Source organism: Mesorhizobium sp. KR9-304 (assembly GCF_040049215.1).
In the GTDB taxonomy this organism is placed as follows: domain Bacteria; phylum Pseudomonadota; class Alphaproteobacteria; order Rhizobiales; family Rhizobiaceae; genus Mesorhizobium_K.
In genome coordinates, this window is the sequence record NZ_JBDZDN010000002.1 from 89,719 (window position 1) to 114,624 (window position 24,906).

Consider the following 24,906-nt stretch of genomic DNA (forward strand, 5'->3'; position numbering starts at 1 on the left):
ACCGGGCAAAAAGCGCTTGCCCCTTGTCAAAGCCGCGCAATCTTCTACTCATCTTGCCGTTACGTCCGGCACACCAACCCCTCGCCTATCACCATGCATTTCATCCCGACCGCGATCCGCGGCCCGCTCTTCATGCTCGTCTCGACCGGCTTCTACGTGGTCAACGACACGATGATGAAGATGGCGACCGTCGGCCTGCCGCCCTACGAGGTGCTGTTCCTGCGCGGCGTTGCGGCCTTCCTATGGGGCATGCCGATGCTCTTCCTGCTCGGCTACCGCCGCGAGATGCATTTGATGTTCGAGCCGCGTGTGCTGACCAGGAACGTGCTCGAACTGGTTGCGATTCTCTCTTATGTGGTGGCGCTCGCCAACATGCCGATCGCCGATGTGGTGGCGCTCGGCCAGATCACGCCGCTGTTGATCCTGCTCGGCGTTTCGTTCCTCTTCCGCGAGAAGATCGGCGGCGTTCGCATGGCGCTGATCTCGCTCGGCTTCGCCGGCGCGCTGATGGTGGCGCAACCAACCATGCAGGGGATTTCGGTCTATGCCCTGCTGGCGCTCGCCAACGCGGTGTTCTCGGCGGCCCGCGACATCGCCGGCCGGCGCGTCGCCGGCCACGTGCCCGGCATGATCGTGGCGATTTCGGCGGTCGTCGTGGTGCTGGCCGGCGCGGGCGTGGCGCATCTGGTGTCGGAGGAATGGGTGACGCCCGGCACCCGCCATCTGACGCTGCTCGCCGGCGCCGGGCTGTTCCTGATCTTCGGCCACTTCTTCATCTTCATGGCCTACCGTATCGGGCCGACCGGCGTGGTCGCGCCGTTCTACTACAGCTTCACGTTGTGGGCGGTGATCTCCGGGCTGATCGTGTTTGGCGAACTGCCGAACAAGCTGGCGCTGGCGGGTATCGCGCTGGTCGTCGCCAGCGGCCTCGCTGTCGTGCTGCTCGACGAGCGCCGACGCCGGCTCACGGTGGTGGCTTAGCGGCCGGCTTCACCAGGTGGTCACGCCAGGATAGGATGCAGAGGGCAACCGACGGAAGGCCCATGATCCTCAGACAGCTCCTTCATGCCGATCTGGACGTGTGGCCGGCGCCAAGATGACGCCATTGCGGCAGCCACCACGTGAAATCGCGCTCGGCCTCAAAGCCAACTGGCGGCAGTTTTCGCTCCTGGTGCTGATCAACGCCTTCGTCGGCGGCATGGTCGGCATCGAGCGCACGGTGGTGCCGCTGATCGGCACGGAAGAATTTGGGATCGCGTCGACAACGCTGATCGTCTCCTTCATCGTCAGTTTCGGCGTGGTGAAGGCCCTCGCCAACCTCGTCTCAGGCCAACTCGCGGACAAATGGGGACGCAAGCGCGTGCTTGTGCTCGGCTGGCTGTTCGGGCTTCCCGTGCCGTTCATGATCCTTTGGGCGCCGAGCTGGGGCTGGGTGATCGCAGCAAATGCGCTGCTCGGCGTCAGCCAGGGGTTTGCCTGGTCGATGACAGTGATCATGAAAATCGACCTCGTTGGGCCGAAGGGCCGCGGCCTGGCGGTCGGCCTGAACGAGTTCGCCGGTTATCTCGCGGTCGGCGTCACCGCCTTCCTGACAGGGTACCTCGCCGCCAAGTACGGCCTGCGCCCGGTGCCGATTTACCTGGGCGTCGGTTACGCAGTCCTCGGCACGGCGCTGTCGATCCTGCTGGTGCGCGACACCCGTGGCCACGTGCAGCTGGAGATGGCGAGCCATACGAAGGAGGCTTCGCCGCTGACTTTTCGCGAGGTGTTTGCGCTGACCTCCTTCCGTGACCGCAATCTGTTCGCCGCTTCGCAGGCGGGGCTCGTCAACAACCTCAATGACGGCATGAGCTGGGGCATCTTTCCGTTGTTCTTCGCCGCCAACGGTCTCGGTGTCGAACGCATCGGCGTCCTGAAGGCCGCCTATCCAGTCGTATGGGGCCTGCTTCAAGTGGTAACCGGGCCGCTCAGTGACCGCTGGGGCCGCAAAGGCCTGATCGTCGGCGGCATGTGGGTGCAGGCGGCGGCGCTCTTGCTCACCGCCCTAACCCGCGACTTCGGCTGGTGGCTGGTTGCGAGCGTCTTTCTCGGCCTCGGCACGGCGATGGTCTATCCGAGCCTGATCGCGGCCGTCTCCGACGCATCGCATCCGTCATGGCGGGCGCGCTCGCTCAGCGTCTACCGCTTCTGGCGCGACCTCGGCTATGCGATCGGCGCGCTCTCGGCCGGCCTCATCGCCGACTTCTTCGGCCTCGCATGGGCAATCGGCACGATCGGCGCGCTGACCTTCGCCTCGGGAACGGTTGTGGCGTTGCTGATGCGGGAGGGCTCGCCCCACCCAACGTCGTAGGCGGGCGTCGCGCCTCAGATCGATTGTGGGACAAGCCGATTGCCTGCCCTCGCCTCACGGAATGAGATCAGGCGGCGGGCGCTTTCGTCCCATAGCACCAGCTTGACGCAGCGCAGGCTCTCGACAAGCCCGATGCGGCCGACGTCCCGCAGTTCGGGATAATCGCGCAGTACCTGCGGCAACCGGTAGAAAGGCACCGTGCTCGACAGATGGTGCACATGGTGGATGCCGATGTTTCCGGTGAACCACCTGAGCACCGCGGGAAGCTCGTAGTGGGAACTGCCGTGAAGGGCTGCATGCTGGAAATTCCAGTCCTCCGCCTGCGACCAGTGGGTATCCTCGAACTGGTGCTGGACGAAGAACAGCCAGACCCCGGCGGTGGCCGCCAGAAGGGTGATCGGCAGTTGAACCATGAGGAAGGGCCAGAACCCGAGCAGCCAGATCAGCAGAATCGCCGGCACGGCGATGCCGAGATTGGTCGCGATGGTAGAGACCCAGGGCTGCAGGCCGGCGCGCATGAGGCCGAGCGGCAAACGGTACTGGCAAAGGAAGACCCAGGCGGGACCGATGCCGAACATCACCACCGGATGACGGTAGAGCCAATACTGCGCACGGCCCCGCCACGGCAGCGCGCGATACTCGCGGACGGTCAGCGTATGGATATCGCCTACGCCGCGTTCGTCGAGATTGCCGGCGGACGCGTGATGGATGGCATGGGTGCGGCGCCAGTAGTCGTATGGCGTAAACGTCAGGATGCCGAGCGTGCGGCCGGTCCAGTCATTGGCGGCGCGCCGAGAGAAGAGCGCGCCGTGCCCGCAATCGTGCTGCAAGGCAAAAAGACGGACCAGAAACCCGGCCGCCGGGACCGTCAGCAAAAGCCCCCACCAATAGCCGTTGACGACGGCAAGGGAAGACACCGCCCAGAGCAGCGCGAACGGGAGCACGGTCGCGACGATCTCAAGCGTACTGCGGGCCGTGTTGGGGCGACGATATCGGCCGAGAATCTTGGTCCACGAGCGAGGGTCTTTATCGAGGCCTGTCTCCGGCGTCATCTCCGGGGCCAGCGTGGCGGCCAAGCCAGCCGCGGCAGAACTGTTCACAAAATCTCCCAACCGTCCATATCGCGTCACCACGCGAGGACAAAACGCTGTATGGCAGATCGACGGTCCTTTTGACACAACAAATAGCAGCGGCGGCGTTGAGACGCAGTCGTCGTGTGATGGACCGTCGACCGCGAAGCCCCGTTCAGATCGACTGGTATGCTTCCGCGATGCCGAGGAAATCGGCGGACTTGAGGCTGGCGCCACCGACCAGCGCGCCGTCAACATTGTTCACCGCCAGCAGTTCCACGGCGTTGGTGGGCTTCACGGAGCCGCCGTAGAGGATGCGGATCCCGGCCGATTCCGCGCTCAGCAGTTCCTTCAGTTCGGCGCGGATATGCGCGTGCGCCGCGGCGACGTCGGCCGTCGTCGGCGTGAGGCCGGTGCCGATCGCCCAGACCGGCTCATACGCGATCACGGTGTTGTGTCCGGTCGCGGTGGCCGGCACCGAGCCGGCGATCTGACGGGAAAGAATGTCGAGCGTCGCGCCCAGCTCGCGTTCTGCCCTGGTCTCGCCGATGCAGATGATGGCGACGATGCCGGCGCGCCAGGCGGCTTCGGCCTTGGCCCGCACGATGGCGTCCGTCTCGCCATGGTCGGTGCGGCGTTCGGAATGGCCAACGATGACATGCGATGCGCCAGCTTCCTTCAACATCTCGGCGGAGATGTCGCCGGTATGCGCACCGCTCTCCTTGGCGTGGCAGTCCTGGCCGCCGACCTTGACCGGCGTGGTCTTCAGCACTTCGACGGCGCGCGTGAGCAAGGTGGCGGGCGGGCAGATCAGCGCGTCCGTCTCGGCATCGAGCCCGGACATGAAGCCATGGCCGATGGCGCGCAGCTCGTTGAGCGAGGCGCCCGTGCCGTTCATCTTCCAGTTGCCGGCGACCAGAGGGCGAATTCCTGGGGTCATGGACGAAGCTCCTCTGCAGATCGTGGCGGCCGCCGGACGCTTTCCCTACCAAAATCAGGACACAAAGCAATCGACAGTATCGCGGAAGGGCGCTATTGCGCTTCGTTGCGACTGAACGCGCGTCCGCACGGATGCGCCAAACCGGGACTATTCATGCTTTCTGCGCTCAGAAACGCCGCCGGAACCTGGGTGGCCAAACTGCTTCTCGTGCTGCTCGTGGTGAGCTTCGCGGTCTGGGGCATCTCCGGCTCGCTGGTGACCGGATTCGGCGGCAATTCGGTCGTGGCCGCCGGCGGCACCACCGTGTCGCCGATTGAATACCGTCTCGCCTACGACCGCCAGATCGCGGTGATGTCGCAGCAGTTCGGCGCGCGGCTCACGCGCGAGCAGGCGAAGGCGCTGGGCATCGAGGACCAGGTGCTGGCGCAGCTCGTCGCCGGCGCGGTGCTCGACGAGCAGGCGAGCGAGCTCGGGCTCGGCCTGTCGCAGGACAAGCTGGCGCAACTCACCATGGACGATCCGGCTTTCAAAGGAGCGAACGGGCAGTTCGACCGCCAGCAGTTCGAATATGTGCTGCGCCAGATCGGCATGCGGCCCGAGGACTATCTGCAGAACCGCGGCCAGGTGGCGATCCGCCAGCAGATCGTCGAGGCTGTCTCGGACGGTCTGAAAGCGCCGGACACCTTCCTGCGCGCGGTGGCGCTCTACCGTGGCGAGGATCGCACGGCGGAATACATCGCACTGCCAAAGTCGCTGGTCGAGCCGGTGGAGGAGCCGACGGACGCCGTGTTGTCCACATATTTCGAGGAGAACAAGCAGAGCTACGCGGCGCCTGAATACCGCAAGATCGCTTATGTCGAGCTGGTTCCAGAAAACATCACCGACGAATCCGCGATCAGCGACGCGCAGGTGAAGGAGGACTACGACAGGAACATCGCCCGTTTTACGACGCCGGAGACACGCACGATCGAGCAGCTCGTGTTCCCCACCAAAGACGCGGCCCAGACGGCGCTCGATTCGATCAGTGCCGGCGCGACCTTCGATTCGATCGTGACGGCGCAGGGCAAGACCGCGGCCGACACCCTGCTCGGCACCTTCGCCAAGGACAAGGTTCCGGACCCGGCGGTCGCCGAGACGGCCTTCGCGCTGCAGGCGAACGAGGTCAGCCCGATCGTCGACGGGGCCTTCGGTCCGGTGCTGGTGCGCGTCACGGCGATCACGCCGGAAGTGGTGAAGTCGCTAGCCGAGGCGACGCCGGAAATCCGCAAGGATCTCGCGATCGCCGAAGCGAACCGCATCCTGCTCGACGTTCACGACAACTACGAGGACAGTCGCGCGGCGGGTGATTCCCTGCGCGAGGCGGCAGCCAAGCTCGGCCTCGACGTGGTGACCGTCGAGGCGATCGACCGCGCCGCCCAGCGTCCGGACGGCTCGGTCGCCAACGATCTGCCGCAGTCAAAGGAACTGCTGGATGCCGCTTTCGCGACCGAGGCAAACATAGAGAACCCGCCGGTTAACATCGGCAGCACGGGCTATGTCTTCTACGAAATCGAAGGCATCACCCCTGCCCGCGACCGCACGCTGGACGAGGTAAAGGCCAAGGTGGTCGCCGACTGGAAGCAAGCCGAGACGGAGAAGCGCGTGGGGATCAAAGCGGCCGACATCGAGAAGCGCCTGAAGGACGGGGCGCAGATCGACGCGCTGGCGGCTGAATTCGGCCTCGAGAAGCAGATCAAGCGCGGCCTGAAGCGCGAATCCGACGATGCCGACTTCGGCCGCGCCGGCGTCACGGCGATTTTCGGCGTGGCCGAAGGCGGCTCGGGTCTCGTGCCGGCGCCGACCGGCGACGCGCAGATCGTGTTCAAGGTGACGGAAGTGTTCGAGCCCGCGGGCGCGGACGCCAACTCCATCCCGGAGGACGCGCAAAAATCCTTCGCCTCGGGCATGGCCGACGACCTGCTCGACCAGCTCGTCGCCAAGCTACAGGGCGAATATAGCGTGACGGTCAACCGAGCGGCGATCGAACAGGCGCTGGCCTTCTAGGGAAGCACGGGTCGGGGGATGGCGACACTCAAGGAACACATCGCGAAGGTTGCGGGCGGCAAGGCGCTCTCCTTCGAGGAGGCTCGCGAAGCGTTCGAGATCATCATGTCCGGTGAGGCGACGCCGGGCCAGATCGGCGGCTTCCTGATGGCGCTGCGCGTGCGCGGCGAGACCGTCGACGAGATTTCCGGCGCGGTGGCGACGATGCGCGACAAGATGCTGCGCGTCGAGGCGCCCGAGGGCGCGATCGACATCGTCGGCACCGGCGGCGACGGTTCGCACAGCGTCAACATATCGACGGCCTCCGCCTTTGTCATCGCGGGCGCCGGCGTGCCGGTCGCCAAGCACGGCAACCGCGGGCTCTCCTCGCAGACCGGCGCGGCCGACGTGCTCGGCGCGCTCGGCGTCAAGATCGACCTCTCTCCCGAAGCCATCGGCTTCTGCGTCGTGGAGGCGGGCGTCGGCTTCATGTTCGCGCCGGCGCACCATCCGGCGATGCGCCATGTCGGACCGACGCGCGCCGAACTTGGGACGCGCACCATCTTCAACCTGCTCGGGCCGCTGTCCAATCCGGCCAGCGTGAAGCGGCAGATGGTCGGCGTCTTCGCGCCGGAGTGGATCAGGCCGGTGGCCGAGGCACTGAAGACGCTAGGCGCCGAGCGCGCCTGGGTGGCGCATGGCGACGGCTATGACGAAATCACCGCGACCGGCGAGACGCAGGTGGTCGAGCTTGCCGACGGCAAGTTGCGCAGCTTCACGCTGACGCCGGAGGAGGTCGGGCTGAAGCGCCACCGCAAGGAGGATCTGCGCGGCGGCGACGCTGCCTTCAATGCGGCCGCACTCAGGCTCCTGCTCAACGGCGCCCCCGGCGCCTACCGCGACACGGTGCTGATGAACGTCGGCGCCGGGCTGGTGGTGGCCGGCAAGGCGGCGACAATCCAGGAAGGCGTCGCGCAGGCCGCCCAGGCGATCGACAGCGGCAAGGCGGCGAAAGTCCTCGACCGGCTCGTCGCCGTATCGAACGGGTGACGAGCGTGGCCGACATCCTGCAGAAGATCGAGGCCTACAAGCGCGAGGAGATCGCCGCGGCCAAGTCGCGCGTTCCGCTGGCGGAAATCAAGGCGAAAGCACGTGACACCGAAAGCCCGCGTGGTTTCCTCGCTGCACTTGAGGCGAAGCGCAAGGCCGGTGATTTCGCGCTCATCGCCGAGATCAAAAAGGCAAGCCCGTCGAAGGGGCTGATCCGCGCGGATTTCGATCCGCCGGCGCTGGCGCACGCCTATGAGAAGGGCGGCGCGGCGTGCCTCTCCGTGCTGACCGACAAGCCGTCCTTCCAGGGCGCGCCTGAATTCCTGACCGCGGCGCGGGCCGCGACGAAGCTGCCGGCGCTGCGCAAGGATTTCATGTTCGAGCCCTACCAGGTGTTTGAAGCCCGCGCGTGGGGCGCCGACGCCATCCTGATCATCATGGCGAGCGTCGATGACGACGCCGCTAAGGCGCTGGAAGAGACAGCGCTGGAACTCGGTATGGACGCACTTGTCGAAGTCCACGACGAGGCCGAGACCGAACGCGCGCTGAAGCTTTCGTCAAAACTGATCGGCATCAACAACCGCAACCTCAGGACTTTCGAGACAAGTCTCGAAACCTCGGAGCGGCTGGCCAGGCTGGTGCCTGATAACCGGCTGCTGGTCGGCGAGAGCGGCATCTTCACCCATGACGACTGCCTGAGGCTCGATCGCGCCGGCATCGGCGTCTTCCTCGTCGGCGAGAGCCTGATGCGGCATGCCGACGTGACCGCCGTGACGCGGGCGCTGCTGGAGCGCGCGCCGACCGCCATGCGGGCCTGACCGATGGCGAAGAAAGCGGCCGGCCTCACTCATCTCCGCGCGGACGGCAAGGCCGACATGGTCGATGTCGGCGCCAAGGCCGAAACGACGCGCACAGCGGTCGCCGAAGGCACGATCACGATGCGGACGGAAACGCTGAAGACGATCCTCGAAGGCAATGCGAAAAAGGGCGACGTGCTGGGCGCGGCGCGCATCGCCGGCATCATGGCCGCCAAGCGGACGCATGAGCTGATTCCGCTCTGCCACCCGCTGCTGCTGACCAAGGTAGCGGTCGACATCGAGCCCGACGAGGCGCTGCCCGGCCTGCGCGTCACCGCGCTGGCGCGCGTGACCGGAAAGACCGGCGTCGAGATGGAGGCGCTGACGGCCGCCTCCGTCGCCTGCCTCACCATCTACGATATGGCCAAGGCGATCGACCGCGCCATGGTGATCTCCGGCATCAGGCTGGTCGAAAAGACCGGCGGCAAGTCGGGCGACTACAGGGCCGATTCCCGGTCCGGACTTCGGGCAAAAAAATGACCGGACTGCTGCTGGTCGACGAGGCGATTGCGCGCCTGCTCGCCGGCGCCGGACCGCTTGCGGCAGAGACCGTGCCGCTGGCCGAGGCCGCAGGCAGGGTGCTGGCGCAACCCGTCGCGGCGCTCAGGACCCAGCCGCCCTTCCCCGCCTCGGCAATGGACGGCTATGCGGTGCGCGCGGAGGACGTGGCGCAGGTTGCCGCAAGGCTGACCGTCATCGGCATGGCGGCGGCGGGAAAGCTGTTTCCCGGCAGGGTGAGCAAGGGCGAAGCGGTGCGCATCTTCACCGGCGCGCCGGTGCCCGAGGGCGCCGATACCATCGCCATCCAGGAGAATGTCAGAAAGCTCGGCGGCGACGCGATAGAGGTCTTCGAGACTGTCGCGGCCAACAGGCACATCCGCGCGGTCGGTCTCGACTTCGCGGAGGGGCAGAAGCTGCTGGAAACAGGCCGCGTGCTCGACGCGGCCGCCCTGTCGCTCGCGGCGGCGGCGAACCACCCTGCCGTGTCCGTGGTGAAAAAACCGCTGGTCGCGATCATCGCCACCGGCGACGAGCTGCTGGCGCCCGGCAGCAAGCCGGGACCGGACCAGATCATCGCGTCGAACGCCTACGGCGTGGCGGCGATCGCAAGCGAAGCCGGGGCGCGCGTGCTCGACCTCGGCATCGCGCCGGACAAGGTCGAGGCGATCTCGGCGCTGGTGAGACAAGCGATGGACGCCGGCGCCGACGTGATCGTGACGCTCGGCGGCGCCTCGGTCGGCGACCACGACCTCGTGCAGGAGGCGCTGACCGGCCTCGGCATGGAGCTCGACTTCTGGAAGATCGCCATGCGCCCCGGAAAACCGCTGATGTTCGGGCGGCTAGGAGATACCCGTTGCGTCGGATTGCCGGGTAACCCCGTGGCGAGCCTGGTCTGCTCGCATCTCTTCCTCAAGCCGCTGCTGGCAGAACTCGGCGGACGCACGCACGAGGACCGTATCGTCGAGGCCGTGCTCGGCGCGCCGATGCCCGCCAACGACACGCGCCAGGATTATGTGCGCGCCGCCGTCTCGCGAACAAAAAGCGGATACCTCGCCACACCCTTCGGGGTGCAGGATTCTTCGATGCTGAAGCTTCTCGCCGACGCTGGCGGGCTGGTCGTTCGAGCGCCCCACGCGCCGGCCGCCAAGGCGGGCGATGCCTGCCTCCTGCTGCTGTTACGCTGAACAAATCGTCAACGAATTCATTAAAATTTAAACAGTTGCGGAACACAACTGGAACAGATAGTGTTTGTTCTGGTTTTGTTTGACGTTCGATTCCTGTTTGATTCCGGGGGAAATTCCTATGCTGACACGCAAGCAACATGAACTTCTCCTCTTCATCCACGAGCGGTTGAAGGAGCAGGGCATTCCGCCTTCCTTCGACGAGATGAAGGATGCGCTCGACCTAGCGTCGAAGTCGGGCATCCATAGGCTGATCACCGCGCTCGAGGAGCGCGGCTTCATTCGCCGCCTGCCCAACCGGGCGCGCGCGCTGGAGGTGCTGCGGCTGCCCGATTCGATCGCGCCGGGCCTCAACGGGGCCAGGAAATTCTCGCCGAGCGTCATCCAGGGTGGCCATGGGCGAAATCATGAAGCGCCGCGTGCGCGCTCCGCCAGCAACGACGATGACGCGAGTGCCGCGGTCTCCGTCCCGGTTATGGGCCGTATCGCGGCGGGCGTGCCGATCGACGCGATCCAGCACAAGACCCATGCGATCATGGTGCCGCCGGAGATGCTTTCGTCGGGCGAGCATTACGCGCTGGAGGTGAAGGGCGACTCGATGATCGAGGCCGGCATCTTCGATGGCGATACGGTCATCATCAAGAACGCCTCGACGGCCAACCCCGGCGAGATCGTGGTGGCGCTGGTCGACGAGGAGGAAGCGACGCTGAAGCGTTTTCGCCGCAAGGGCGCGTCGATCGCGCTCGAGGCCGCCAATCCGGCCTACGAGACGCGCATCTTCGGACCCGACCGGGTCAAGGTGCAGGGCAAGCTGGTCGGGCTGATCCGTCGCTACTGAGCATCTTTCGGATCAGCGGATTCGGTCGGTGAAGCAGGATCCGGCCCCAGGGAGGGCGAATCCGGTGCGCCTTTGGTCGGCGTCGCTGGCTTGTCCGGTCGCCGATAGGGCGCGAGGCCCCGCGCCTCGCGTGAGAAACGGCGCTGCTCGTGCCAGGGCCGGAACGGCCGGCTGATTGCATATTCGATCGTGGCGGCGACGCGCGGTGCTTCGCCGATGGCCTCACCTGAAAACGTGATCGCGGCGCTGCTGTTGAGCGCGAGGTCGCGCTTGGTGACGACCAGAACATCCTTCCAGCGGCAGACGCCCTTCGCCGCCGCATCATCGATGACGATGACGCTCGCAGTGGCGCAGACGTCCATTGCTGCTTCGGCGTCGAGCGCATGAGCGACGATCGCTCCGGAGGGATGACGGGCCAGGCAAAGCGCATCGGCGCAGACGAAGCCGTCGGTGGTTGGCCGTTGCAATAGGCTGGCGCTTTCCGGGCAGTTGACGGGATCATCACACAAGGCGAAATCCTCCCTCACCGTCTCGGGCTTCGCCCGAGCCACCTCTCGCCCACTTTGTGGGGGCGAGGAACCCAGTTTCTGAGAAGTCGCGACGCCGGCTATTGGCGGCTCCTCTCCCCCGGGCAGGGGGAGAGGTGGCGAGGTCCGAAGGACCGAGACGGTGAGGGGGTGCTGCTGTTCAGCTGCCAATTTGCCATCAGCAGTTTCGCTCGGCTTGGCCGCCGCCACCCGCTCCTGTTTCCCTTCCGGCCGCACGACCTCGCTCGCACGCAAGGCGCGTTTCCAGTTGTCGATGGTGAATTCGTTGGGCCTCGAGCGATTGACGGCGATGCGTCCGTGGCCAAGGCCAAGCCCGACCAGGCGACCGTCCTCGGCGATGAAAAGATCAGGCCGAGGCTGGTCGAAAAGCAGCAGTAGACCCGCGAGCGCCACCGGCACTGCCGCGATGCGCAGCCAGGTCGAGCAGATCGTGGCAATTAATAGGGCGATCGTAAGGATAGCCACCGAGGCCGGTGGGACGAGGCCGACCATGTCGGTGGGCGAGCGCTCGGAAAACCAGCGCGCAATTGCGATCGTCGCGCCGAGGCCGAGCCCCATCACGTCGAAGAACGGACCGTCGAGCCCGAACGGCATGGCGAGCGCGCCGAGCACCGCGAAGGGCATCACCACCGCCGAGACGATCGGCATGGCCGCGAGGTTGGTGAAGAGGCCGAGCGAAGGCATCTGCTGGAAATGCCAGGCCGCGTAGATGGCGGTTGCCCCGCCCGCCACGATCGAGGTCACGGCAAGCCCGGCGGCCGCAAGCAAGAGGTAGCGGACGGCTCTGCGAGCCAGCGAGCGGTTGGCTTGTGCCTGGCCCGGATGGTCGGCGCGCCAGTCGGACCATGCGGCATAGGCGCCGACGAGTGCCGCTGTCGCCGCGAAGGACATCTGGAAACTCGGTCCGACGACCTCGTGCGGAGAGAGCAAGATGACCACGATCGCCGCAATGGCCAGATTGCGCAGCGTCAGCGCGGCACGGTCGAACAGCACGGCTGTCAGCATGATGGCAAGCATGATGAAGCTGCGCTGGGCGGCGACCTCGGCGCCGGAGATGAACAGGTATCCGGCGAGACCAACGATGGCGAGCGCCGCGGCATATTTCTTCACCGACCGGCGAGACGAGAAATCCGGAAACAGCGCGAAGCCGGCGCGCAGCAGCCCCATGATCGTGCCGGCGACCAGCGCCATATGCAGCCCCGAGATCGAGATGACGTGGTAGATGCCGCTGCGCCGCAGTGCATCTTTGACGTCCTCCGGGATGCCGGCGCGGACACCGACGACCAGCGCCGCCGCGATTTCGCCTTCGGGTCCGCCGATCCGCCCGCTGATGCGCCGGGCGACATCATGGCGGAACCGCTCGACCGCCGCCTGGAACGCCGCTAGCGGCGGCATCGTTCCGGACGCTTCCGTGAGTTCCGGCCCGCGCAGGAAAAACCCGCTGGCGCCGATGCCGTCGAAATAGCTCTCGAACGAAAAATCGTAGCTGCCCGGTCTGACCGGTCCGGAGGGCGGCATGAGGCGGACGAGGCCGGTGACCGCCGATCCCGCCGTGACGCCTTCGGGAACGCGGCGCGCCGAGACGCGCACCCGGTCGGGCGCGTAGCGAAGAACGGGGCGCTCGGTGCCGGTGACGTCGATGGTGAGCCTGACGCGGCCGTTGGCGAGATGCTCGGCCTCGACGACCCGGCCCGAAAGCCGCGTCGTCACCTCGCCGCCGAGCATTTTCGTGCCTGCTCGCCAGGTTTCCGCTTTGGCGACGAACGCGCCAAGAACGCAAAGCAGCGCCGCGACCAGCGCCATGTGCAGGGCCGGCCGCACACGGCTGGCGAAGGCGAGGACGCCAAGGCCGACCGTGCCGGCGGCAAGCGGCAAGAATCCGGGCTCATGGCCGAGCGAAAAATAGATCAGCGCACCGACCGCAAGAAGCACCGGCAAGACAATGAAGCCAACGCCTCGGTCGAGTTCGATGGACACGGCGGAGCCGACGGCCCCGGCAAAGGCGGCGCGCGACGGGACAAGCGGACCTGCGGCGGCTATGCGCGAAAGGAATGGCTTTCGCGGTCGGCCTGGCAGGCTGGGCAACAGGTGGCTTATCTCGCGAAGTCGGCGCGGAGCCAGCATTGCGGATTGAGGATCTGCACCAGAAGAGATGCCGCCGTCAGCCGCAGGAGCCGACTTTGCCAACGAGTCCGTTGATGTCGACTGAGGGAGCGCGGAAGGCAGCATGAAGGGCGCGTCGTCGGGCGCGAACAATGCGCGTTCGCCAACACTTTCAGGCGATTGTGGTTTCGCCATTCCCGTCCCCGCCCCACCTGCCACTTGCACGGCAGGCGACCTATGCTACATGAACGCCGACTTTTATCCATCGGTCCCGGGTTTGGCCTGGGGCCTGTTGCGGCCACGGTTCCGCCGCCTTCCGAGAAAAAAATGTCCGAGACCGTCGTCACCCGCTTTGCCCCCTCGCCCACCGGATATCTGCACATCGGCGGGGCACGAACCGCCCTGTTCAACTGGCTTTATGCGCGCCACACCAAGGGCACGATGCTGCTCCGCATCGAGGACACCGACCGCGAGCGCTCGACCGAGGCTGCGACAGCCGCGATCCTCGACGGGTTGTCCTGGCTCGGGCTGCACTGGGAAGGCGAGCCGGTCTCCCAATTCGCGCGCGGCGAGCGCCACCGCGAGGTGGCCGAGGAACTCGTTCGCCTCGGCAAGGCCTATTACTGCTATGCCTCGCAGGAGGAGTTGGCCGAGATGCGCGAGAAGGCACGCGCCGAGGGCCGCCCGCCGCGTTATGACGGCCGCTGGCGCGACCGCGATGCTTCCGAGGCGCCGGTGGGCGTCAAGCCGGTCATCCGCATCAAGGCGCCGCGCGACGGCGAAACCACGGTACGCGACCGTGTGCAGGGCGACGTGAAGTTCCCGAACAAGGACCTCGACGACTTCATCATCCTGCGCTCGGACGGCGTTCCGACCTACATGCATGCGGTGGTGGTGGACGACCACGACATGGGCGTAACCCACATCATCCGCGGCGACGATCACCTGACCAACGCGGCGCGACAGCAGATCATCTATGACGCCATGAGCTGGGACATCCCGGTGATGGCGCATATCCCGCTGATCCACGGCGCGGACGGCGCCAAGCTGTCCAAACGTCATGGCGCGCTCGGCGTCGATGCCTATCGCGCGATGGGCTACCTGCCGGCAGCGCTTCGCAACTATCTGGCGCGGCTCGGCTGGAGTCACGGCGACGACGAGGTGATGAACCTTGACGATATGATCCGCTGGTTCGAGATCGAGGACGTGAACAAGGGCGCGGCGCGTTTCGACTTCGCCAAGCTCGAGGCGCTGAACGGGGTGCACATGCGCAAGATGGACGATGCCGAGCTGCTCGACATCTTCATCCGCACCCTGCCCTATCTGGAAAATGGCAAGACGATCGCCGACCGCCTGGACGACACGCGCAAGGCTCAGTTGCTGGCCGCCATGCCGGGCCTCAAGGAGCGCGCCAAGACGTTGGTGGAGCTTGCCGACGGCGCTGGCTTCCTCTTCGCCGAACGGCCGCTGACGATCGACGAGAAAGCGAAGGTGCTGCTCGGCGACCCGCAGCGCGAGGTGTTGCGCGGCGCGCTGGCGACGTTGAGAAACCTGCAGGGCGAATGGACCGCAGCCTCGACCGAGGCCGAGATCCGAACCTTCGCCGAAGAGAAGAGTCTGAAGCTCGGCGCTGTCGCGCAGCCGTTACGCGCTGCCCTTACGGGAAAGACGACCTCGCCCGGCGTGTTCGACGTGCTCGCCGTTCTTGGCCGGCACGAAAGCTTGGAGAGGATCGCGGATCAAATCGATTAGGACAACGACCCTGCCATTTTTAGCATTGAAACGGGTCTGTTGCGATGCAACATTGTCTGCGATGACAGGGGGCTGGGACCTTGTTTGCGCTACCCGACGCAACGTCGGCGGGCCTAGACCGGACAAGCATTCCAAGAAAACAAATGGGCAGGCTGAAGGAGGTTGCGATGACAACTGCTAAACTGGAATTCGCCGGCAAGACCCATGAGCTCAAGGTCCGCAGTGGAACCGTCGGTCCGGACGTCGTCGACATAGGCTCGCTCTACGCCACGACGGGCGCCTTCACCTACGACCCGGGCTTCACCTCGACCGCAAGCTGCGAATCGGCGATCACCTTCATCGACGGCGACCAGGGCATCCTGCTGCACCGTGGCTACCCGATCGACCAGCTCGCCGAGCACGGCGACTTCCTAGAGGTCTGCTACCTGCTGCTCTACGGCGAGTTGCCGACCAAGGCGCAGAAGGACGATTTTGACTTTCGTGTGACCCGCCACACCATGGTGCACGAGCAGATGAGCCGCTTCTTCACCGGCTTCCGCCGCGACGCGCACCCGATGGCGGTCATGTGCGGTGTGGTCGGCGCGCTGTCGGCCTTCTACCACGACTCGACCGATATCTCGGATCCGCAGCAGCGCATGATCGCCTCGATGCGCCTCATCGCCAAGATGCCGACGATCGCCGCGATGGCCTACAAATACCATATCGGCCAGCCCTTCGTTTACCCGAAGAACGACCTGAACTACGCCGCAAACTTCCTGCACATGTGTTTCGCGGTGCCGTGCGAGGAGTACAAGATCAACCCGGTGCTGGCGCGCGCGATGGAGCGCATCTTCATCCTGCATGCCGACCACGAGCAGAACGCATCGACCTCGACGGTGCGGCTTGCCGGCTCCTCGGGCGCCAACCCGTTCGCCTGCATCGCCGCCGGCATCGCTTCGCTCTGGGGTCCCGCGCATGGCGGCGCCAACGAGGCGGCGCTGAACATGCTGGGCGAGATCGGTACCGTCGATCACATCCCGGAATTCATCGCCCGCGCCAAGGACAAGAACGACCCGTTCCGCCTGATGGGCTTTGGCCACCGCGTCTACAAGAACTACGATCCGCGCGCCAAGATCATGCAGAAGACCGCGCATGAAGTGCTGGGCGAACTCGGCATTAAGGACGATCCGCTGCTCGACATCGCCATGGAACTCGAGAAGATCGCGCTCACCGACGAATATTTCATCGAGAAGAAGCTCTATCCGAACGTCGATTTCTATTCGGGCATCACGCTCAAGGCGCTCGGCTTCCCCACCTCTATGTTCACCGTGCTGTTCGCGGTGGCGCGAACCGTCGGCTGGGTCGCGCAGTGGAAAGAGATGATCGAGGATCCGCAGCAGAAGATCGGTCGCCCCCGCCAGCTCTATACGGGTTCTGCCGAGCGCGACTACGTGCCTATTGCGAAGAGATAGGTGGTTGGGAGACAAGGGAAAAGGCGAGTAAGAGTAAGTGGCGTCCAGCTTACTCCCCTGCCCCTCTGCCCCCCTTCACGTACTGCATCACGATCTCCGCCGCGATCTCGCCCGAGGGGCGATCCGTCGCCATGCGGCGTGAGACGTCGAGAAAACCGTCCTTCTGCCAGCGCCTGAACCCGGTGTCGCAAAACAGGCCCTCCAGGTGCCGTGCGAGCCATTGCGGCCGCATATACTGGTTGTACACCTCGATGACGACCGTGCGGTCGGCGATGAGGTTGGGCAGCGACGCGCTCCAGGTCGTGATGAATCGCTGCGCCACGCGCGCGACCGGATCGAGCTTGTAACAGGAGACGAGCGGCACGCCGGCGAGCGCAAGTTCCAGCGACACGGTTCCCGACGCTGCCAGCGCGCCGTCAGCCTCACCGAAGGCCTGCCACTTGCCTGCCGCGTCAAGCACGATCTCGGGTTTCTGGTCCCAGCCGGAAACCGATGACGCCACGAGATCCTCGACTTGGGGAACCGTCGGCAGGACAAGCCGCAACTTGTGCCCCCGCGACCTGAGGGCGGCCGCGGTTTCGCCGAACGAGCCGATCAACCGGCTGACTTCCCCGCTGCGCGAGCCCGGAAGCAGCAGCAGCGTCTTTTCGCGGTCGGCAGAAAGGTCGCGCTTCGCGGCCTGCGCCCTGCCTGCAGTGATCACGCCCGGATCAACGGTAAGCCTGTGGCCAACGAAAGTGCCGGGCGGTCCGCCGAGTCGGTCAAGCTCGGCCGGTTCGAAGGGCAGGATGCAGAGGATGTGGTCGACATGGGGCTTCATCGCAAGCGCCCTGCCCGGCCGCCACGCCCAGACGCTGGGGCAGATATAGTGGACGATCGGAATAGCCGGATTGGCGGCCCTCACCTTCTTGGCGACGCGCAGCGTGAAGTCGGGATTGTCGATGGTGATCAGGCAGTCCGGCATCTCGGCAATGATTGCGCGGGCAGTCTGGCCGATGCGCTTGAACAGGCGCGGCAGATCGCGCAGCACGGCGGAAAAACCCATCAGCGCGATATCGCCCGCATCGAAAAGAGACACGAGGCCGTGTGCCTGCAGGTGACGCCCGCCTACGCCAACGAGCGTCACCTCACGGCCGGTCGCAGCCTTCAGCGCGGCGACGAGGTCGGCGCCGAGCAGATCGCCGGATTCCTCGCCGGCCACCACGGCGATCTTGAGCGGCCGCGCCGCGCTCATGGGGACCTTTCCGGCGGCAGGCCGACCACGAACAGGCCGAGCCTGTCCGCCTCGCCGATCACGTTTGCCACTTCGAGCACCAGCGAACGGTCCGCCTCGACGGCGATCCCGGCGAGCCCGGCGGCATGGGCGGCGGTGACGGTGCCAGGTCCGATCGATGGCATATCCATGCGAAGCTCCTGGCCGGGCTTGGCGCATTTGACGAGCACACCGCGCTTCTTGCCGGCGAGCCGTCCATGCAAGCGCAGCCCCTTCACCCGCTCCAGCAGGCCATCGGTCCCTTCGACGCCTTCGAGCGCGATGACGCGGCCGCCGATGGCGATCGCAGCCTGGCCGATGTCCAGCGCGCCGATCGCGCGTGCCGCTTCCGCCGCCGCCTCTATGTCGGGCCAATCGGATTTCCGCGGCGCAATCGAGGTCATGGAACCTTCGGACGCCAGCAGGTCGGGGGCGATTTCGTGAGCGCCCACCACCTTGACGCCATAGGTTTCGACCGCTGCGGCAAGCGCTCGCAACATGCCGTTGTCGCCCTTGGCCAGAGCGGCGAGCGCCCGAGGTAGAAACCTCAGCAGCGCCATGCTGGGCTTCAGCGCACTGAGCTTCGGCCGCCGGGATATGCCTCCGGCAAAGACGGCATGAGTGATGCGCTGTCGCTTCAGCAGCGGCGCCAGCCCGGCGAAATTCTCGACGGTCAGCTCTTCATGATCGTAGGAAGCGAGCTCCGAATTTGCCTCGCCCCTGACCAGCACCACGAAGGGCTTGTGACCACGCGCTGCGAGGTTTTCGGCGAGGTCGACCGGCAGCCTGCCGCTTCCCGCGACGATGGCCATCCTGTCGCCGGACTGGAGCTGAAGCCGGCCGGCCCGTTCAGCCGTCGTCATCGTCGCTGTCTGCGCCTGCGCGCAGCGGCGGCACGGTGAAGTGGCGCTTGCCGCGCGCCTGGATGAAGTCGAGCACGTCGCGCACGATGGGCGACTGGCCGAACTGACGTTCGACCTCGGGAATGTTCTCGGCGACCGAGCGCGAGGGGTCGAAGATCATCCTGTAGGCCTTGCGCAGCGCGAAGATCTCCGCGCGCGCAACGCCGGAACGCTTCATGCCGATGACGTTCAAGCCGCGCAGGCGGGCGCGGTTGCCCATCACCATTCCGTAGGGGATGATGTCGCCGTCGATGATGGCCGCGCCACCGGCGAAGGCATGGTGACCGATGCGGGTCATCTGGTGGACCGCCGCGAGGCCGCCGAGCGTAACGTTGTTGCCGACCTCGACATGGCCGCCCAGCGTCGCGACGTTAGCCATGGTAACATTGTCGCCGACGATGCAATCATGCGCGATGTGAGCGTAGGCGAGGAAATTGCCGTTGTCGCCGACCGTCGTCTCGCCGCGGCTGGTATCGGTGCCGCGATGCATCGTGACGCCTTCGCGGATCGTGCAGTTCTTGCCGATTACCAGCGTCGTGGGCCCGCCCTTGTGCTTGGTATTCTGCGGTGGTCCGCCAAGAACGGCCATCGACGACACCTTGCAGCCCTCGCCGACCGTAACACCGCGGTGCACCACGACATGGCTCACGAGTTCGACGCCGTCGCCGAGCCTGGCGCCGGCTTCGACATGGCAGAACGGCCCGACGGCAACGCCGACGCCAAGCTCGGCGCCGGGTTCGACCAGGGCCATCGGATGGATCGTTGTTTGTGACTGCATGGGCCCTGTCTGTTACGCTTGGCCGGCCGGCGCAAGCATCGCCTGTATCTCGGCTTCCGCGACAAGCGCCCCCTCGACGAAGGCCTCGCAGGCGAAACGCACGATGTTGCCGCGCTTCTTGATCTTCTTGACCTTGATCTCCAGCCGGTCGCCCGGCACGACGGGCTTGCGGAACTTGGCGCCATCGATGGTGAGGAAATAGACGAGCGAGGGCGTGTCGCTGCCTGCCGCCTTGAGCGAGATCGCGCCGGCCACCTGCGCCATCGCCTCGACGATGAGGACGCCCGGCATGACCGGCTGGCCGGGGAAATGGCCCTGGAAATGCGGCTCGTTGACAGTAACGTTCTTGATGCCCGTGGCCGAATTGTCGCCGTCTATGTCGACGATCCGGTCGATGAGCAGGAACGGATAGCGATGTGGCAGCAGCTTCTGCAGTCCGAGAATATCGAGCGTATCGAGAGACTTATCACTCATTGCCGCCTCCCCGCTTCGACCTCTCCGCAGTGAGCTTCCTCAACGTCGCCACGTTGCGCATCATCTTTCCCATGGGTTCGGCCGGATAGCCGGCCCACACTTCGCCTCCCGGCACGTTGTTCATGAAACCGCTGCCCGCCGCAAGCTGCGCGCCATCACCGATGGTCAGATGATCGGCTATGCCGACGCCGCCGCCCATGATCACATTGTTCCCCACCACAACCGAGCCGGAAATGCCGGAAAGCGCGGCGATCAGGCAGTTCCGGCCGATGCGCACGTTGTGCGCGATCTGGACCAGATTGTCGATCTTGGTGTTTTCGCCGATGACCGTGTCCGCCATCGCGCCACGATCGATGGTGGCGTTGGCGCCGATCTCGACATTGTCCTGGATGACCACGCGTCCGATCTGCGGGATACGCTCCGGGCCGGACGCGCCGGCAGCGAAGCCGAAACCGTCCTGTCCGATCTTGGCGCCGGCGTGGATGATCACCCTGTTGCCGGCGAGCGTCGCCTGGACGATTGCGCCTGGACCGACATAGCAGTCGCGGCCGATCTGGCAGAGCCTGCCGATGACGGCGTTCGGCGCAACGATCGTGCCCGAGCCGATCGCGGCCATCGGCCCGATCACCGCGCCGGCCTCGACGACGACGCCGGGCTCGAGCCGCGCCGTCGGATCGACGAAGGCGCGGGGCGAGATCCCGGTCTCGCCGGTCAGCGCGTGCGGTGAGGCGGCGGCCGGGAACATCAGCCGGCCGATCGTCGCGAAGGCGGCCTGCGGCTTTTTCGTGACCAGAACGGCGACGCCCGGGCTCACCGTCGGTGCGATGTCCGCAGTGCAAAAGACGGCAGCGGCGACCAGCGCCCCGGCGAGGCCCGCATTGCGGCGGCCCTCGATATAAACGAGCATGCCCTCGCCGCCTTGCGAGGCGGAGGCGATGCCGCTTATTTCTATGTGCGCATGCGAAAGGTCCGAGAGTCCGGCGCCGGCTAAGTTCGCTGCCTCAAGCGCCGTAAACCGACGTGTCGGCACGAAGAACACCGGATCGGTCATTGGAACTATATCCAGATGGACGGCCCGGCCAAAGCGGCCGGGACAGTCGAACCGCCTCGGTCAGAAGCGGGTCGACACGCCGAAATTGAATTCCTGCACCTCGTCGGTTTCTTCCTTGAGCACCGGCACGGCGTAGTCGATGCGCAGAGGGCCGAACGGAGACGCCCAGATCAGGCCGGCGCCGACGGAGGCACGCCACTGCATTTCGTTTCCTTGGACGTCGACCCCGACGACATTGATATCGCTTCCGTAGAGCGTCGCCGCGTCCGCGAAAACCGCGCCCCTTATGCCAAAGCTCTCAGGCAGGAGAGGCAGCGGGAACTGAGTTTCGGCAGAGGCATTGAAATAGGTCGTACCGCCGAGCTTGTCATCGTCGCCCGCAGCGTCGTACGGACCGATGCCGCCATATGCGAAGCCGCGGATCATGCGATCATTGCTCTGGAACTGGTCGAAGATACGAAGCCCGCCGTCGCCGTAGCCCACGATGTGCCCGCCGCCTGCGCTCACGATACCGACGACGTCGAATTCCTCGGAAAGCGTGTGATAGTAGGAACCGCGGGCAGTGAGCTTGACGAATTGTGCATCACCGCCAAGTCCAGCCACTTCAGTGGTTACATTGGCGTAGATGCCAGCATGCGGGCTCTTCATGTCGTCGATCGTGTTGTAGACAAGCGCGCCCGAAACCGACGACTTGATCCACGGGCTGGTTGCCACGGCATCGACGATGGCGTTCGACACGCCGCAAAAATCGTTCCCAACATCACAACCGTCTTCGAGATTGTACTCTTCGCTCGAGAGGTTGTAGGCGATTTGCGTCGACAGGGTCTCGGTAATCGGCAGGCCAAAGCGGATCGTCGCGCCTGTGGTTTCGCTGTCATAGTCGTCGTAATCGCGCTGCCGCTGGTAGATGTCGAATCCCGCTGCGATACGGCGCCCCAGGAAATAGGGTTCGGTGAACGACAGCTGATAATCCTGCGAGCTTTCGCCGCCGCCTGCCGAGAACTTGATGAACTGCCCGCGGCCGAGGAAGTTGCGTTCGGTGATCGCGCCTTCGATTGAGGGACCCGGAGAATCGCCGCCCGTCGTGTAGCCGGCGCCGACCGAGAACTCACCAGTCGACTTGTCGACGACATCGACGACCAGAACGACCTGGTCGGCCTCGGAGCCCGGCGCTGTCGCGACCTCGACGGTCTCAAAGAAGCCAAGCGCTTCGAGGCGTCTCTTCGCGCGCTGGATCAGAACCTGGTTGAAGGCGTCGCCTTCACTCACCTCGAATTCGCGGCGGATGACATAGTCGCGCGTACGCGTGTTGCCGCGGATCTCGATGCGCTCGACATAGGTCTTGGCGCCCTGGTCGATCGTGTAGACGACCGAGATGGTACGGTTCTCGAAGTTGCGGTCGCCGCGCGGGGTGACCTGCGCGAAGGCGTAGCCAAGACCGGCGAGGTGCTCGGTCAGCGCGATGATCGTGTCTTCGATGTTCTTGGCGTTATAGACATCGCCCGACTGCGTTTCGACGAGCGGCATCAGGCTCTCGCCCGGAACGTCCGGCAGCGTGCTGTCGACGCTGATCTCGCTGAACGTGTATTTGTCACCTTCCTCGACGGTGATGGTGACCGTGTATTCGTTGGTGGCTTCGTCGAGTTCGCCGAAGGCCGAGACCACCTGGAAGTCTGCATAGCCGCGGTTGAAATAGAAGCGGCGCAACGCCTCCTCGTCGGCGCGCAGCCTGTCCTCGTCATAGATGTCGTCGCGCAGCACGAACGACAGGAGCGTCGATTCCTTGGTCGCGATCACATCCGACAGGCGGCGGTCGCCGAAGGCCTCGTTGCCGACGAAATTGATGGCCGCGATCTTAGTGCGACCCCCTTCGTTGATCTCGAAAACCACGTTCACGCGGTTCTCGCCGAGATCGATAGTCCTGGTTGTCACCGTTGCGTCGTCGCGTCCGACGCGGGCATAGGCCGCGCGTATCGCCTCGGCGTCAGCTTCCAGTTGATCGGGCGAAAAAGTGCCGCGCGACTTCAGCTGCACCGTGCTGGTGAGCTGCGCGTCCTTGATCTTCTTGTTGCCCTGGAACAGGACCTGGTTGACGATCTGGTACTCGGAAACCTGCACGACGAGCGTGCCGCCAACCTGGTTCACGCTAACGTTGGAGAAGAGCCCCGTGCTGAAGAGGCGCTTCACGGATTCGTCGATATCGGCGGACGAAAAGGACTGGCCGGGCTTGATGGTGATGTAACTGCGGATGGTCTCGGCATCGACGCGCTGATTGCCGCGAACATCGATCGAGGAGACCGTGGCGGCCTGCGCCACGGACACCGACGCAAACTGCAACACGAACGCACTCGGCATTGCCATGGCCGCAGACAACGCAACCGCCGAAGCGGCGCTCAAGAACCCGGATGCTACCTTCATTAAGCTATTAAACCTTTTTTCTCGAAGTCCCCACGGCGAGAAAACCGGACGTCGCGGTACATTTCCCTGTCCGTAATAACCGGATTTTCCCCACAAGCAAGGCTCCTGGTTAATTTGTGTTTACTTAACCAAGGCGCGTGGCTTTCGCGTCACGCATATCCCCGGTCATGGTAAACGGCGCCTCAACCCTCTCTGCCATCAAGCCAGATTCGTTCATGAATTCAACATCCAAACAGGTCGTTCCAGAAAACGAAAGCCATGAATGCAAGCACCAGGAGGAGCCCCGCGCGATAGACCGCTTCCATCGCCCGTTCCGACACCGGACGGCCCTTCAGCGCCTCCAGGCCGTAGAAGACGAGGTGCCCACCGTCGAGCGGCGGAATCGGCAGGAGGTTCAGGATTCCGATGCCCACCGAAAGCAGCGCGACCAGCTGCACCAGCCATTCAAAACCGAGCCTGGCGGCCTTGCCGGCCATGTCGGCGATCTTGACCGGCCCGCCGAGCTGGCATTTGTCCTCGCGCCCGGACACGAAACGCTGCAGGAACTGCCCGGTCCTGACGACGATGTGGCCGGTCTCGCGAACCGCCTCTACTAGAGCCCCGCCGGGGCTGAAGCTGATCAGCCGCGGCTGGCCCGATTCGGGCGTGTTTACGACGCCGATGACGCCGACCTTGACCACGTTCCCCAGCGCGTCCGTCTGCTCCATGATCTCAGGCGTCGCCGTCAGCGTGATCTCGCTGCCATTGCGCGAAAGCACGAACACGATCGGATCGCCGGTGCGGCCGGTCACCATGCGCTGCACGTCGGCGAATGATTCGACAGGCGTACCGTCGACGCTGACGAAGCGGTCGCCTGGCAGGAAACCGGCGGCCGCGGCCGGGCTGTCGGGACGCACCTCGGCAACGACCGGTTCGGAGACGAACTTGCCGTAGACCGAAAACATCACCGCGAACACGGCGATGGTGAGCAGGAAGTTGAAGGCCGGTCCGGCAAAGACCGTGGCGGCGCGTTTCCAGACCGGCTGGGTATGGAATGCGACCTTCTTCTCGTCGGCGGTGAGCGCCTCGATCTCACCGGCGTCCGGCGCGCTCGTCGCGCTCATGTCGCCGACGAATTTCACGTAGCCGCCAAGCGGAATTGCCGAAATCATCCAGCGCGTGCCATGGCGGTCGTTGAAGCCGATCAGTTCTGGGCCGAAGCCGATGGAGAAGGCCTTGACGCCGATGCCGCACCAGCGCCCGACCAAATAGTGACCCATCTCATGGACGAACACGACCACCGTGAGCACGAAAAGGAACGGGATGATCGTGCCGACAAGCAGGCTTTCGGTGCCGAGAAACGCGGAAAGTGTATCGCTCAAGCCGTTC

General features: G+C 65.2%; 20 protein-coding genes. 10 read left to right on the forward strand and 10 right to left on the reverse strand.

Annotated features, from left to right (window positions below):
* Window positions 1-93 precede the first annotated feature (93 nt).
* Window positions 94-981, forward strand: coding sequence for a DMT family transporter (locus ABLE71_RS12675; protein ID WP_348783811.1), 888 nt, complete (start codon window positions 94-96; stop codon window positions 979-981).
* 124 nt (window positions 982-1,105) lie between these two features.
* Entirely contained in the window at window positions 1,106-2,350 is a 1,245-nt protein-coding gene (locus ABLE71_RS12680) for an MFS transporter (RefSeq protein WP_348783812.1), read from the forward strand.
* A 14-nt stretch (window positions 2,351-2,364) separates the two neighbouring features.
* Here ABLE71_RS12680 and ABLE71_RS12685 read toward each other — a convergent pair whose 3' ends face one another.
* Window positions 2,365-3,402, reverse strand: coding sequence for a fatty acid desaturase (locus ABLE71_RS12685; RefSeq protein ID WP_348784465.1), 1,038 nt, complete (start codon window positions 3,400-3,402; stop codon window positions 2,365-2,367).
* A gap of 193 nt (window positions 3,403-3,595) precedes the next feature.
* Window positions 3,596-4,360, reverse strand: coding sequence for a triose-phosphate isomerase (gene tpiA / locus ABLE71_RS12690; protein WP_348783813.1), 765 nt, complete (start codon window positions 4,358-4,360; stop codon window positions 3,596-3,598).
* A gap of 153 nt (window positions 4,361-4,513) precedes the next feature.
* Here tpiA and ABLE71_RS12695 point away from each other — a divergent pair, with 153 nt between their 5' ends.
* The 6 genes from ABLE71_RS12695 (at window position 4,514) to lexA (ending at window position 10,809) form a co-directional block, all read left to right on the forward strand.
* A complete protein-coding gene (locus ABLE71_RS12695) occupies window positions 4,514-6,403 on the forward strand; it encodes a SurA N-terminal domain-containing protein (protein WP_348783814.1) in 1,890 nt (629 codons plus the stop codon).
* Window positions 6,404-6,421: 18 nt separating this feature from the next.
* Window positions 6,422-7,432, forward strand: coding sequence for an anthranilate phosphoribosyltransferase (trpD, locus tag ABLE71_RS12700; protein ID WP_348783815.1), 1,011 nt, complete (start codon window positions 6,422-6,424; stop codon window positions 7,430-7,432).
* 5 nt (window positions 7,433-7,437) lie between these two features.
* The gene (gene trpC / locus ABLE71_RS12705; RefSeq protein ID WP_348783816.1) at window positions 7,438-8,250 is read left to right on the forward strand and encodes an indole-3-glycerol phosphate synthase TrpC; all 813 of its coding nucleotides are present in this window, start codon (window positions 7,438-7,440) and stop codon (window positions 8,248-8,250) included.
* 3 nt (window positions 8,251-8,253) lie between these two features.
* The gene (gene moaC / locus ABLE71_RS12710) at window positions 8,254-8,769 is read left to right on the forward strand and encodes a cyclic pyranopterin monophosphate synthase MoaC (RefSeq protein WP_348783817.1); all 516 of its coding nucleotides are present in this window, start codon (window positions 8,254-8,256) and stop codon (window positions 8,767-8,769) included.
* Entirely contained in the window at window positions 8,766-9,974 is a 1,209-nt protein-coding gene (glp, locus tag ABLE71_RS12715) for a gephyrin-like molybdotransferase Glp (RefSeq protein ID WP_348783818.1), read from the forward strand. The genes moaC and glp overlap by 4 nt, the downstream gene beginning before the upstream one ends.
* Window positions 9,975-10,092: 118 nt before the next feature.
* Complete coding sequence (lexA, locus tag ABLE71_RS12720) at window positions 10,093-10,809, forward strand: transcriptional repressor LexA (protein WP_348783819.1); 717 nt, start codon at window positions 10,093-10,095, stop codon at window positions 10,807-10,809.
* On the opposite strand, the gene ABLE71_RS12725 is transcribed toward lexA, so the two are convergent.
* Window positions 10,803-13,334 carry a ComEC/Rec2 family competence protein gene (locus ABLE71_RS12725; protein ID WP_348783820.1) on the reverse strand — a complete coding sequence of 844 codons (2,532 nt, stop codon included), beginning with the start codon at window positions 13,332-13,334 and terminating at the stop codon, window positions 10,803-10,805. The two genes, lexA and ABLE71_RS12725, sit on opposite strands and share 7 nt — an antisense overlap.
* 453 nt (window positions 13,335-13,787) lie before the next feature.
* Between ABLE71_RS12725 and gltX the strand changes: the two genes are divergently transcribed.
* A complete protein-coding gene (gene gltX / locus ABLE71_RS12730; RefSeq protein ID WP_348783821.1) occupies window positions 13,788-15,212 on the forward strand; it encodes a glutamate--tRNA ligase in 1,425 nt (474 codons plus the stop codon).
* A gap of 167 nt (window positions 15,213-15,379) precedes the next feature.
* On the forward strand, window positions 15,380-16,663 hold the full coding sequence (gene gltA, locus ABLE71_RS12735) for a citrate synthase (protein WP_348783822.1): 1,284 nt from the start codon (window positions 15,380-15,382) through the stop codon (window positions 16,661-16,663).
* Window positions 16,664-16,712: 49 nt separating this feature from the next.
* Here gltA and lpxB read toward each other — a convergent pair whose 3' ends face one another.
* From lpxB to rseP, 7 genes are all read right to left on the reverse strand, one after another.
* Window positions 16,713-17,897 (reverse strand): lipid-A-disaccharide synthase, encoded by a 1,185-nt coding sequence (gene lpxB / locus ABLE71_RS12740; protein WP_348783823.1) that lies wholly within the window; start codon window positions 17,895-17,897, stop codon window positions 16,713-16,715.
* Entirely contained in the window at window positions 17,894-18,778 is an 885-nt protein-coding gene (gene lpxI / locus ABLE71_RS12745; RefSeq protein WP_348783824.1) for a UDP-2,3-diacylglucosamine diphosphatase LpxI, read from the reverse strand. Before lpxI ends, lpxB begins: the two co-directional genes overlap by 4 nt.
* Window positions 18,765-19,595 carry an acyl-ACP--UDP-N-acetylglucosamine O-acyltransferase gene (lpxA, locus tag ABLE71_RS12750; protein WP_348783825.1) on the reverse strand — a complete coding sequence of 277 codons (831 nt, stop codon included), beginning with the start codon at window positions 19,593-19,595 and terminating at the stop codon, window positions 18,765-18,767. The genes lpxI and lpxA overlap by 14 nt, the downstream gene beginning before the upstream one ends.
* A 12-nt stretch (window positions 19,596-19,607) precedes the next feature.
* The gene (gene fabZ / locus ABLE71_RS12755) at window positions 19,608-20,069 is read right to left on the reverse strand and encodes a 3-hydroxyacyl-ACP dehydratase FabZ (RefSeq protein ID WP_348783826.1); all 462 of its coding nucleotides are present in this window, start codon (window positions 20,067-20,069) and stop codon (window positions 19,608-19,610) included.
* On the reverse strand, window positions 20,062-21,120 hold the full coding sequence (lpxD, locus tag ABLE71_RS12760) for a UDP-3-O-(3-hydroxymyristoyl)glucosamine N-acyltransferase (protein WP_348783827.1): 1,059 nt from the start codon (window positions 21,118-21,120) through the stop codon (window positions 20,062-20,064). Before lpxD ends, fabZ begins: the two co-directional genes overlap by 8 nt.
* Before the next feature lie 60 nt (window positions 21,121-21,180).
* On the reverse strand, window positions 21,181-23,538 hold the full coding sequence (gene bamA / locus ABLE71_RS12765; RefSeq protein ID WP_348783828.1) for an outer membrane protein assembly factor BamA: 2,358 nt from the start codon (window positions 23,536-23,538) through the stop codon (window positions 21,181-21,183).
* Window positions 23,539-23,759: 221 nt separating this feature from the next.
* The gene (rseP, locus tag ABLE71_RS12770; protein WP_348783829.1) at window positions 23,760-24,899 is read right to left on the reverse strand and encodes an RIP metalloprotease RseP; all 1,140 of its coding nucleotides are present in this window, start codon (window positions 24,897-24,899) and stop codon (window positions 23,760-23,762) included.
* Between the last annotated feature and the right edge of the window lie 7 nt (window positions 24,900-24,906).